General features: G+C 73.0%; 13 protein-coding genes. 6 read left to right on the top strand and 7 right to left on the bottom strand.

Annotated features, from left to right (window positions below; translation table 11 throughout):
- Nucleotides 1-51 precede the first annotated feature (51 nt).
- The 3 genes from ACFWIA_RS26610 to ACFWIA_RS26600 form a co-directional block, all read right to left on the bottom strand.
- Nucleotides 52-1212 (bottom strand): RNA polymerase sigma factor SigF, encoded by a 1161-nt coding sequence (locus tag ACFWIA_RS26610; protein ID WP_387009270.1) that lies wholly within the window; start codon nt 1210-1212, stop codon nt 52-54.
- On the bottom strand, nt 1209-1622 hold the full coding sequence (locus tag ACFWIA_RS26605) for an anti-sigma regulatory factor (protein WP_387009268.1): 414 nt from the start codon (nt 1620-1622) through the stop codon (nt 1209-1211). Before ACFWIA_RS26605 ends, ACFWIA_RS26610 begins: the two co-directional genes overlap by 4 nt.
- Before the next feature lie 338 nt (nt 1623-1960).
- Nucleotides 1961-2221 carry a UBP-type zinc finger domain-containing protein gene (locus ACFWIA_RS26600; protein ID WP_387009266.1) on the bottom strand — a complete coding sequence of 87 codons (261 nt, stop codon included), beginning with the start codon at nt 2219-2221 and terminating at the stop codon, nt 1961-1963.
- Nucleotides 2222-2372: 151 nt separating this feature from the next.
- Here ACFWIA_RS26600 and ACFWIA_RS26595 point away from each other — a divergent pair, with 151 nt between their 5' ends.
- A complete protein-coding gene (locus tag ACFWIA_RS26595; RefSeq protein ID WP_387009264.1) occupies nt 2373-3977 on the top strand; it encodes a Na+/H+ antiporter in 1605 nt (534 codons plus the stop codon).
- 10 nt (nt 3978-3987) lie between these two features.
- On the opposite strand, the gene ACFWIA_RS26590 is transcribed toward ACFWIA_RS26595, so the two are convergent.
- Both ACFWIA_RS26590 and ACFWIA_RS26585 read right to left on the bottom strand, forming a co-directional pair.
- Nucleotides 3988-4881 carry a 1-aminocyclopropane-1-carboxylate deaminase/D-cysteine desulfhydrase gene (locus tag ACFWIA_RS26590; RefSeq protein ID WP_387009285.1) on the bottom strand — a complete coding sequence of 298 codons (894 nt, stop codon included), beginning with the start codon at nt 4879-4881 and terminating at the stop codon, nt 3988-3990.
- Between the two features lie 205 nt (nt 4882-5086).
- On the bottom strand, nt 5087-5320 hold the full coding sequence (locus ACFWIA_RS26585; RefSeq protein ID WP_385491867.1) for a hypothetical protein: 234 nt from the start codon (nt 5318-5320) through the stop codon (nt 5087-5089).
- A gap of 294 nt (nt 5321-5614) precedes the next feature.
- Here ACFWIA_RS26585 and ACFWIA_RS26580 point away from each other — a divergent pair, with 294 nt between their 5' ends.
- From ACFWIA_RS26580 to ACFWIA_RS26565, 4 genes are all read left to right on the top strand, one after another.
- The gene (locus tag ACFWIA_RS26580) at nt 5615-7015 is read left to right on the top strand and encodes a family 2B encapsulin nanocompartment shell protein (protein ID WP_387009262.1); all 1401 of its coding nucleotides are present in this window, start codon (nt 5615-5617) and stop codon (nt 7013-7015) included.
- Entirely contained in the window at nt 7012-8136 is a 1125-nt protein-coding gene (locus tag ACFWIA_RS26575; protein ID WP_387009260.1) for a family 2 encapsulin nanocompartment cargo protein polyprenyl transferase, read from the top strand. Before ACFWIA_RS26580 ends, ACFWIA_RS26575 begins: the two co-directional genes overlap by 4 nt.
- Before the next feature lie 140 nt (nt 8137-8276).
- Complete coding sequence (locus ACFWIA_RS26570; protein ID WP_387009258.1) at nt 8277-8879, top strand: GNAT family N-acetyltransferase; 603 nt, start codon at nt 8277-8279, stop codon at nt 8877-8879.
- A 15-nt stretch (nt 8880-8894) separates the two neighbouring features.
- Nucleotides 8895-9281: a VOC family protein gene (locus ACFWIA_RS26565; protein WP_387009256.1), complete on the top strand. Its 387-nt coding sequence runs from the start codon at nt 8895-8897 to the stop codon at nt 9279-9281.
- A 141-nt stretch (nt 9282-9422) separates the two neighbouring features.
- Here ACFWIA_RS26565 and sodN read toward each other — a convergent pair whose 3' ends face one another.
- Nucleotides 9423-9818: a superoxide dismutase, Ni gene (gene sodN, locus ACFWIA_RS26560; protein WP_387009254.1), complete on the bottom strand. Its 396-nt coding sequence runs from the start codon at nt 9816-9818 to the stop codon at nt 9423-9425.
- Between the two features lie 141 nt (nt 9819-9959).
- On the opposite strand from sodN, the gene sodX reads away from it, so the two are divergent.
- Nucleotides 9960-10388 carry a nickel-type superoxide dismutase maturation protease gene (sodX, locus tag ACFWIA_RS26555; protein ID WP_387009252.1) on the top strand — a complete coding sequence of 143 codons (429 nt, stop codon included), beginning with the start codon at nt 9960-9962 and terminating at the stop codon, nt 10386-10388.
- Here sodX and ACFWIA_RS26550 read toward each other — a convergent pair.
- On the bottom strand, nt 10295-10921 hold the full coding sequence (locus ACFWIA_RS26550) for a CGNR zinc finger domain-containing protein (protein ID WP_387009250.1): 627 nt from the start codon (nt 10919-10921) through the stop codon (nt 10295-10297). The two genes, sodX and ACFWIA_RS26550, sit on opposite strands and share 94 nt — an antisense overlap.
- Nucleotides 10922-11027 lie beyond the last annotated feature (106 nt).

Below are 11027 nucleotides of genomic sequence, written 5' to 3'. Positions count from 1 at the left end.
CCGCAGCCGTCACGGCTGCGGGCGCCCCCTCCTCACCTTCGGGTCGCCGGGCTACTCCTCGACCAGCAGCTTCTCGCGGAGCTGGGCCAGTGTCCTGGCCAGCAGCCGGGAGACGTGCATCTGCGAGATGCCGACTTCCTGGGCGATCTGCGACTGGGTCATGTTGCCGAAGAAGCGCAGCAGCAGGATGCGCTTCTCCCGCGGGGGCAGGTCCTCCAGCAGCGGCTTGAGGGACTCGCGGTACTCCACGCCCTCCAGCGCCTCGTCCTCCGCGCCGAGGGTGTCGGCCACGGCGGGCGACTCGTCGTCCGTGTCCGGGACGTCGAGGGAGAGGGTGGAGTACGCGTTGGCGGACTCCAGCCCCTCCAGGACCTCCTCCTCGGAGATCGCCAGCTTCTGGGCCAGCTCGTGCACGGTGGGGGAGCGCCCGTGCTGCTGGGACAGCTCGGCCGTCGCCGTGGTCAGCGCCAGCCGCAGCTCCTGGAGCCGCCGGGGCACCCGGACCGCCCAGCCCTTGTCACGGAAGTGCCGTTTGATCTCGCCCACGACGGTCGGCGTCGCGTAGGTGGAGAACTCGACGCCGCGCTCCGGGTCGAACCGGTCCACCGATTTGATCAACCCGATGGTCGCGACCTGCGTCAGATCGTCCAGGGGCTCCCCGCGGTTGCGGAACCGCCGTGCGAGGTGCTCCACGAGCGGCAGGTGCATCCGGACGAGCTGGTTGCGCAGTTCCGCGTACTCCGGGCTGCCGTCGGGCAGCTTGCGCAGCGTGACGAACATCGCCCGCGCGGCGCTCCGGTCCTGGGGGTCGTGCCGGACGTGTGGGACGTGCTGAACGTGTGGGACGTGCTGGCCCTCCCCGGCGCCAGGTCCGCTCACGTCCCGCTCACCGGTCCGCTCGTGCTCGTTCATGTATCCCGCCCTCCCCCAGCTCCCGCTGGGAGGTGCCCCCGGTCCGCCGCCCCGGCCGGACGGCGACTCGCGCTCGTCCGTGCCCCCGGGGGCGCCCGGCTGTGCCTGCTCCAACGCGTCGACCGTGCCCGGCGCCGCGGGCCCGGCAGGTTCCCGGAGCCCGTCGTCCGGGTGCGGCCTGGCCTGCTGCTCGGGGATGCCGCCCGGCGCGTGCGGGCCGGGCCGGCCGCCCGTCCCGTCGGCGGGCGGCCCCGGTGTGTCGTGTCCCTCGTCCCGCACCGGTCCGTCCCCGTTCCTCACGCCGGACCGGGTCCCGCGCCGCGTTGTTTGTAGAGACTGATCGACACGGTCTTGTCGTCGGCCACGGTCGAGTCGACCTTGCCCGCGAGGGCGGACAACACCGTCCAGGCGAAGGTGTCGCGCTCCGGCGCACGGCCGTCCGTGGTCGGGGCCGAGACGGTGACTTCCAGGGAGTCGTCCACGAGCCGGAACACACAGCTGAGGACGGAGCCGGGCACGGCCTGCTGGAGCAGGATCGCGCACGCTTCGTCGACGGCGATACGGAGGTCCTCGATCTCGTCGAGGGTGAAGTCCAAACGCGCCGCGAGACCGGCCGTCGCCGTCCGCAGCACCGACAGGTAGGCACCCTCAGCCGGCAGCCGGACTTCCACGAAGTCCTGGGTCCCGGGCTCTCCTGCGATCTGGGACACCCTCACCTCCAAGGTGGTACAAGCTCTTCGGGGCTCCGGGGGAGCGCCCCCCGGGTAACGCACAACATGGTGCAGCGGTGACGCTATCGCGCTCACGGCGCGGGTGTCCCGGGGACCCCGCCCCTTGACATCACTCATCGTAAGCACATGGGCACGCACGGTGGGTAGGGGGTGGTGGATACCGATGCGATGACGGTCCCGGCCTCCCTCGCCCCCTCGGCGCGCCGGGGTGACGTACCCACACGCCCGGCGGTCGAACCGTCACCGCGCCCCGTGCGCTCGTCCGGGGTGCGGCAACGGCCCGTCACCCGCCCGTGGGGTTGGTGCACTCCGTGCGGTCACACGAGCACGCAGTCGACGAAACACCAGCGCCACTCCTCCCCGGGCTCGAACGTCCGCATGATCGGATGCCCGGTCTCCTCGTGGTGCCCGGTGGCGTGGCGCAGGGGCGACGAATCGCAGCAGCCGACATGGCCGCAGTCGAGGCACATGCGCAGCTGCACCGGGTTCGTCCCGGCGGCCAGACAGCCCAGACACGTCTCGCTCAGGGGCTTCGGCTCCGGCTCGGGCAGCGCCGAAACGTGCGTGCACTCCTTCATGATGGCCAGGTTACTGATCCGTGCCGGGCCGCGGGGGGCCCTGCGGTTCCGCAGGACCGCCCGGGCCCGCCCGGCAGCACGGCGAACGGGCCCGGGCGGACGGGTCCGGGGCGCCGACGAGGGTGCCCGGGACGGAGGAGAGGGAGTCGCGATGGACGCGCTGTCGGTGGTCGGACTGGTCGCGGCGAGCGCCGCCGTCGCGGGACTGGCCCGCCGGACCCCGGTGCCCGCCCCCCTGCTGCTGGTGACGGTCGGTCTGATCGCCGCCTACGTGCCGGGCGTCCCGGAGTTCACCCTCGATCCGCACATCGTGCTGCCGCTGCTGCTGCCGCCCCTGCTGCAACTGGCCGCCCTGGAGAGTTCGTACCTCGACCTGCGGGCCAATCTGCGTCCGGTGGCGCTGCTGTCCGTCGGGTACGTGCTCTTCGCGACGCTCGCCGTGGGTTGGCTCGCCCATCTGCTCGTCCCCGGACTGCCGCTGACGGCGGCCCTGGTGCTCGGAGCGGTCATCGCGCCGCCGGACGCCGTGGCCGCGACCGCCGTCGCCCGCCGGGTGGGGCTGCCGCCCCGGATCACCACCATCCTCCAGGGCGAGTCCCTGGTGAACGACGCCACCGCCATCACCGCCTTCAAGGTCGCGCTGGCCGCCGCCGTGGGCGAGGGGATGAGCTGGGCCGGCGGCATCCGGGAGTTCCTGGTGGCGGCCGTCGGCGGGGTCGGCGTCGGGCTGATCCTGATGATCCCGCTGCACTGGCTGCGCACCCATCTGAAGGAGGCGCTGCTCCAGAACACCCTGTCGCTGCTCATCCCGTTCCTCGCCTACGCGGCGGCCGAGCAGGTCGGGGCGTCCGGAGTGCTCGCCGTGGTCGTCGTCGCCCTCTACCTCGGTCACCGGGCCTGGCAGGTCGACTTCGAGACCCGGCTCCAGGAGGCCGCGGTGTGGCGGATGGTGTCGTTCATCCTGGAATCCGTCGTCTTCGCGCTGATCGGGCTGCAACTGCCCGTGGTGCTCCGGGGGCTGGGTTCGGTGGGCGGCCTCGACGCCGCCTGGTACGCGCTGGCGCTGTTCTTCCTGGTCGTCGCGGTGAGGTTCGTGTGGTGCTACCCGGCGACCTACCTCCCGCTGTGGCTGTCGCCCCGGATCAGGGAACGCGAGTCCGACACGGACTGGCGCCGTCCGCTGGTCGTGAGCTGGGCCGGGATGCGCGGCGTGGTGTCGCTGGCCATCGCGTTCTCGATCCCCCTGGTCACCCACACGGGCGAACCCTTCCCCGCCCGCAACCTGATCCTCTTCCTGACCTTCACCACCGTGATCGGCACGCTCGTCGTCCAGGGGCTGACCCTGCCCGGACTGATCCGGCTCCTCGGCCTCCCCGGGCCCGACACCCAGGCACGGACCCTCGCCGAGGCGCAGGCCCAGAACGCCGCCTCCCGCGCTGCCGACCAACGGTTGGAAGAACTCCTCCAGAACCCGCGCAACGCCCTGCCCGAGCCCCTCGTGGACCGTCTGCGGCTGGTCCTGGAGCGCCGCCGCAACGCCGTCTGGGAACGGCTCGGCGCCGCCAACCCGGTGACCGGCGAATCCGTCGACGACACCTACCGCAGGCTGACCCGCGAGATGATCGCCGCCGAGCGGGACGTGTTCGTCCGGCTGCGCGACGCCCGGGTGATCGACGACGAGTTGATGCGCACCCTGCTGCGCCGGCTGGACCTGGAGGAGGCGGCCGTCCACCGGGAGGAGGAGGACGCGGCGTGAGCCCGCCCGGCTACCCCGAGACCTCGGGGCCGGGGCGTCCGGTGACCACGGCGACGAGTCGGGTCCCCGCCGGGAACGCGCCCTCCTCGGTGAGCTTCAGCAGCGCCCACAGCAGCTTCGCGACGTAGAGGCGCTCCACCGCGAGCCCGTGCCGCCGGGCGAAGTCGTCGGCGAACTTCCGCAGGGGCGGGGGCACCCGGGCGTACCCGCCCCAGTGGAAGCGGTCGTCCAGCGACCAGCTGCCGCGCCGCTCCCCGAAGGTCGCCCGCTGGAGCCCGGCCGTCGCCTCGGTGAGGAACCCGCCGCCCACGACGGGCACCCCGAGCGCACGCTGCTCGGGGTCGAGCCCCGCAGCCAGTCCGGCGAGGGTCCCGCCGGTGCCGCAGGCCACCGCCACGACGTCCGCCCGTCCCCTCAGTTCCCGACCGAGCGGTACGCAGCCCCGGACGGCGAGCGGATTGCTCCCGCCCTCCGGGACGACGTACGCGTCCGCGGGGGCGAGGTCCAGGGCGGCCAGCAGTGCGGCCAGCGCCTCCGGCTCGGCGGCCCGCCGGTAGGTCGCCCGGTCGACGAACCGCAGCCGCATGCCGTCGGCGGCGCAGCGGGCGAGCGAGGGGTTCAGCGGGCGGTCGGCCAGTTCGTCGCCGCGCACCACACCGAGGGTGCGCAGCCCGAGGAGCCGTCCCGCGGCGGCGGTGGCCCGCAGGTGGTTGGAGTAGGCGCCGCCGAAGGTGACGACCGTGCGGCGACCCGCCGCGGTCAGGTTCGGCGCGAGCTTGCGCCACTTGTTGCCGACGAGTTCCGGGTGGATCAGATCGTCCCGCTTCAGCGCGAGCCGCACGCCCCGGGCGTCGAAGCGGTCGTCCCGCACGTCGAGCAGGGGAGAGGGCAGCCGCGCCGCCATCCCGGCGAGTGCTGCGACTGCTCCGCCTTCCCCGCCTTCCCCGACCCGTCCCGTCACCCGTCCATTCTCGCCGGACGGCCGGGAGCCCCGACGCGGGGGCGGGCCGGGACCGGGATCGCGGCCGGAGTCGGCCGAGGCGCGGCGGCGGGGGCCGGGGGCGTCTTGCGAACGGCCTCGGCCCCGCACTGCGCCGGTGGGGCGGGGGTCAGTGGCGCAGGACCCCGTCCCCGTGCACCGCGATGTGGCTCTCCAGCTCCTGGACGGCGCGCTGGGTCGCCTCCGGCGAGCCGTTGCCCTGACGCTCCGCGTAGTACGCCGCGCCGAGCCGCTTCAGCAGGTCCGCGCCGGCCCGCTGCGCCTGCACCTCGTCCAGCTTCTGCTTGCCCTGGGTGAGACCCTGCTGGACCTGCTCCTTGGCACGGTCGAGGAATCCCGCCATCGTGAACCACTTCCGTTCGTCCCGCCGCCTTCCGGCGGCTCGGTGTCGTGTTCGGTACGCGCATCCGGTGAACGCGCGGTGGGATCTTGGAGTTCCCCCCACCGCCTCCGCGTCATCCGAACGGCGGTGTGGCGCACCGGAACGCCGCTGTGTGTAGAAACGGTTCGCCACATATCGACGTCTGACCCGAACGGCGGCTTCCAATCCCGCTCTTTTGTGTGATGGCATCGGCACGCTCCGTGCTGTCAGGCTCCTCCCCGCAGGTCAGTGCACGCACCGGGAGGGCAAGTACAGATGTCGGTAGGCGAAGAGGTCCGCAACGAACAGCCGCAGCGCAGTCTCGGCACCGCGGCAGCGCGGAACCTGGCCACCACGACCAAGTCGGCACCGCAGATGCAGGAGATCAGCGCGCGCTGGCTGCTGCGGGTGCTGCCGTGGGTCCCCGTGCAGGGCGGCGCGTACCGGGTCAACCGGCGGCTGACCTACGCGGTCGGCGACGGCCGGGTGACCTTCGTGAAGACCGGGGACAGCGTCCGCGTCATCCCCGCGGAACTCGGCGAGCTACCGGTCCTGCGGGACTACGGGGACGAGGGGGTCCTCGGCGAGCTGGCCGACGGCTGCGAGCAGCGGCACTACGCACCGGGCGAGGTGCTCACCGGGTCCGGGAACCCGTCCGACGGGGTCTTCCTGCTCGCGCACGGCCGGATCGAGAAGCTCGGCACCGGACCGTACGGGGACGAGACGGTCCTCGAAGTCCTCGCGGACGGCGCGTACTTCGGTGAGCAGGCGCTCATCGACCCGGACGCCGTCTGGGGGTTCACCACCCGTGCCGCCACCGCCTGCACGGTCCTGGTGCTGCCCCGCGCGGCGTTCGCACGGGTGGCCGACCGCAGCGACTCGCTGCGGGCGCACCTCGCAGCCCTCCGGACGATCCCCGGGCAGCGCGCGAACACGTACGGCGAGCGGGAGATCGACCTGTCCGCCGGGCACGTCGGCGAGGCCCGGCTGCCGGGCGCCTTCGTCGACTACGAGGCGTCCCCGCGCGAGTACGAGCTGAGCGTGGCGCAGACCGTCCTGCGCGTCCACACCCGGGTCGCCGACCTCTACAACCAGCCCATGGACCAGACCGAACACCAGCTCAGGCTCACGATCGAGGCGCTCAAGGAACGCCAGGAGCACGAGATGATCAACAACCGGGACTTCGGTCTGCTCCACAACTGCGAGTACGAGCAGCGCATCCCCCCGCACGACGGGGCGCCGGGCCCCGACGACCTGGACGAACTCCTCAGTCGCCGGCGCGGATCGAAGCTCTTCCTCGCCCATCCGCAGGCCATCGCCGCGTTCGGGCGCGAGTGCAACCGGCGCGGGCTGGTCCCCGAGTCCATCGACGTCGAGGGCACCCGCATCCAGACCTGGCGCGGGGTGCCCCTCTACCCCTGCACCAAGATCCCGATCACCGACGCCCGGACGACCTCCATCATCTGCATGCGCACCGGCGAGGCCGAACAGGGCGTCGTCGGCCTGCGCCAGTCCGGCATCCCGGACGAGGTCGAGCCGAGCCTGTCCGTGCGGTTCATGGGCATCAGCGAGCAGGCGATCACCTCGTACCTGGTGACGACGTACTACTCGGCCGCGGTGCTCGTCCCGGACGCCCTCGGCATCCTGGAGAACGTCGAGATCGGCCGCTGGCAGTGACGCCCACCGGCCCCGACCCCACGGCGGGCGCGGACGTCCTGGCCGCGCCCCCCGCACCGACCTCCGGCGCAACGGCGGTCCCGGAGCGGGCGGGTGCGGACTCCGAGGCGGCGGCCCTGCTGGACGGGGCGCGCACCCGGGTCGACCCGGAGCTGCGCCGCTGCGTCGGCACCCTCCCCGGCCAGCTGCGCCGGATCGCCCGGTACCACTTCGGCTGGGAGCACGCGGACGGCACCCCGGCCGACGGCAACGCGGGCAAGGCCGTCCGGCCCGCCCTGGTGTTGGCGGCGGCGCGGGCGCTCGGCGGCCGGCCCGAGGACGCCGTGCGGGCGGCGGCGGCCGTGGAACTGGCGCACAACTTCACCCTGCTGCACGACGACGTGATGGACCGCGACGCCACCCGGCGGCACCGGCCCACCGTCTGGGCCGAGTTCGGTGACGCCGATGCGATCCTCACCGGTGACGCCCTCGCGGCGCTCGCCCAACGGGAGCTGGTCGAGGACGCCCACCCGGCGGCCCCCCGGGCCGCCGCCCGACTGGCCGCGTGCGTCATCGAACTGTGCGCGGGCCAGCAGTCCGACACCGCCATGGAACGGCGGGCGCCCGACGAGGTGACCCTGGACGAGTGCCTGGCCACGGCGGAGGCCAAGACGGGGGCGCTGCTCGGCTGCGCGTGCGCCATCGGCGCGCTGTACGCCGGCGCGGGGGAGGAGGAGGTGGCCGCGCTCGACGCCTTCGGGCGGCAGGCGGGGCTCGCCTTCCAACTGATCGACGACGTGATCGGCATCTGGGGCGACCCGCGGCGCACCGGGAAGCCCGCGGGCGCCGACCTCCTCGCCCGCAAGAAGTCCCTGCCGGTGGTCGCCGCGCTCGGTTCGGGCACCGCGGCGGGCGCCGAACTGGCGGCGCTCTACCGGGTCCCCGCCCGGTCCGCCGCCCCCGGCGACCTCGAACGCACGGTGCTCGCCGTGGAGGCGGCCGGGGGGCGGGACTGGGCGCAGCACCACGCGGCCGACCGGATGGGCCGGGCGGTGCAGCTGCTGGCGCGGGCCCTGCCGGGGCCGGAGGCGGCCGGGGAACTGTTGTCCCTGGCCGAGTTCGTCACCCGCCGCTCCGCGTAGCCGCGGGGGCGAACCGCGGGGCCGTTGGGCGCCCGCGCGGTTCGCCCCCGCCCGTCCGGCCAGGTCACTCACCGCCCCGTTACCCCGCGTGAGGTTCAATTGTGGCTTCCGATGCGGATGTTGACGGGAAGGCGGCAGTGATGAGTGTGGGGATTCGGACGGCGGGGGCCACGGACCGGGAGACCGTGGTGGGCTTGCTCGACCGGGGTTTCCGGGGGGACCCGGTCAGCCAGTGGGTGTTCCCGGCCGAAGGGGACTTCCGCCACAAGCACCGGCTGATGATGGGGGGCATCCTGGACATCGTGCTGGAGGCGGGCCGCGTGGACCTCACCGAGGACGGGTCCGCCGTCGCCCTGTGGCTGAGCATGCCCGAGGGCGGCCACGAGGACCCGGACGGGGTGGACGGGCCCGCGCTGATGCGGGAGGCGGTCGACCCCGGCAACGAACGGATCGAGCAGGTCGGCCGGCTCACCGGGCGCCTCCACCCCACCCACGCCGCCCACGAGTACCTGTGGATGATCGCGGTGGACCCGGACCGTCGGAGCCAGGGGCTGGGCACCACCTTGATCCGGCCGGTCCTCGAACGGTGCGACCGGGCGGGCACGGCCGCGTACCTGGAGGCCAGCAACGCCCGCAGCCGGGACCTGTACCGACGCCTGGGCTTCGAGGTCCGCGAACCGGTGCTGGAGCTGCCGGACGGTCCGACGATGTGGCCGATGTGGCGGGAACCCGCCGCGTCCTGAGGGGGAGGTCCCGACATGGCCAGCAAGTTCACCGACCTGGAGATCGACTGCGCCGACCCCCGGACCCTCGCCCGGTTCTGGTGTGCGGTCCTCGACTACGAGGTACGGGACGACCGCGACGACGTCGTCACCATCGGCTCCCCCCTGGTGCCCGAGGGCAGGAACCGCCCGGGCCCGGTGCCCCCGACGCTGACCTTCGCACGGGTGCCCGAGGGCAAGACCGTCAAGAACCGGCTCCACGTCGACGTCAACCCCACCGACCGGTCGCAGGACGAGGAGGTCCGTCGACTGCTCGACCTGGGCGCTCGACACGCCGATGTCGGGCAGGGCGAGGTGAGTTGGATCGTCCTGCTCGACCCGGAAGGTCATGAATTCTGCGTCCTGGCGGGCCGCCACCCCTGAGCGGACGGCTCGACCCGGTCGGTCGGGCCCGGCGGTGCACCGGGACGCACAGAAGGGCCCGCCCGGCGAGATCCTGCCCGGGCGGGCCCTTCTCGGTGTCGCGTCGACCGCACGGCGGCCTGCGGCGCCGTCGACCGGTGATCAAGCCTTCTTGGTCTCCCAGAAGATCTTGTCGATCTGGGCGATGTAGTCCAGCGCCTGCTGCCCGGTGGCCGGGTCGGTGGACGCCTTCGCGGCCGACAGGGCCTTGAGGGTGTCGTTGACCAGCTGGTGCAGCTCGGGGTACTTCTCGAAGTGCGGCGGCTTGAAGTAGTCGCTCCACAGGACCGAGACGTGGTGCTTGGCCAGCTCGGCGCGCTGCTCCTTGATGACCGTCGCGCGAGCCTGGTAGTGCGGGTCGTCGTTGCCGGCCATCTTGTCCTGCACGGCCTTGACCGACTCGGCCTCGATGCGGGCCTGGGCCGGGTCGTAGACCCCGCAGGGCAGGTCGCAGTGTGCGCTGACCTTCACCCGGGGGGCGAATAGGCGGGAGAGCATGGAGCGGTCCTTCCTCGTGATCGTCTTCTCAGGTGGGACATTACTCCGTGGGGAAGGGGTTTTTGCGAGCGCCCCCGGGGGCCTAGGACGAAAGTCCGGGCGGGATTCGGACTGGTGGCGGAACGGACCGGGAGGTATGCGATGCCGGAAGCGGCACAGGAGCGGGAGGCCCGTGCGCTGTTCGGGTTGGCCGAGGTGGAAGGGCCCTCGATGGTGCCGACGCTGTACGGCGGGGACCGGCTGCTGGTGCGCTACGGGGCCCGGGTGCGGCCCGGACAGGTCGTCGTGCTGCGCCATCCGCTCCAGCAGAACCTGCTCGTCGTGAAGCGGGCCGTGGAGCGGCGCGGCGGCGGGTGGTGGGTCCTCGCGGACAACCCGACGGCGGGCGGGGACAGCACGGTGTACGGAACGGTGCCCGAGGAGTTCGTCCTGGGGCGGGTCCTCGGGCGGTACCGGCCGCGGCGCCGGACCTCCGGTCAGCGGTCCTGGAGCGGGGCGCTCGGCTGGGCGCTGACCGCCGTGCGGCCGGTGTCGGCGCGCTCCGCCTCCAGGCGCTTGCGGGCGCGGTAGGCGGCCACGTTGGCCCGGGTCGCGCAGCGGTCGGAGCAGTAGCGCCGGGAGCGGTTGGTCGAGGTGTCGAGGTAGGCGTTGCGGCAGGGCGCGGCCTCGCACAGGCCCAGGCGGTCGACGCCGTACTCGGTGAGGTGGATGGCGAGGCCCATCGCCGCGATGGCCGCGTACCCGGCGGTCGCGTTCGACGGGTGGTCCGCGAGGTGCATGTGCCACAGCGGGCGGCCGTCGTCGTCGCGGTAGTCGTGGCCGGAGATCTGCGGGCTCACCGGGAACTCCAGCAGCAGGGAGTTCAGCAGGTCCACCGCCAGGGTCTCGTCGCCGCGGTCCGCCGCCTCGAAGACCGAGCGCAGCCGGGTCCGTACCGAGCGCAGCCGCGTCACGTCGGTGTCCGTGGCCCGTCGCGCGGCGGACTTGTTGGCGCCGAACAGGTCCCGCACGGCCTCGACCGACGTCAGCGCGTCCTTGCCCCGTTCGGGTTCCTCGCTGTTGACCAGGCGTACGGCATAGTCCGAGTAATAGGCGAGTTCCACTTGTAGTCCTTACGGGCGCCGTCTATGGTCGTGAAGGCAATGGGTAATGGTTGCTCATTGCCCAAGGGTATTACGTTCATCGGGTGGTTCCTCGGTGCTGCGCCCG

The sequence above is a fragment of the Streptomyces sp. NPDC127068 genome (genome assembly GCF_042724695.1).
Classification (GTDB): Bacteria; Actinomycetota; Actinomycetes; order Streptomycetales; family Streptomycetaceae; genus Streptomyces.
Note: the sequence above shows the minus strand (reverse complement) of the source record. Positions and strands in the feature narration are given on the sequence as shown.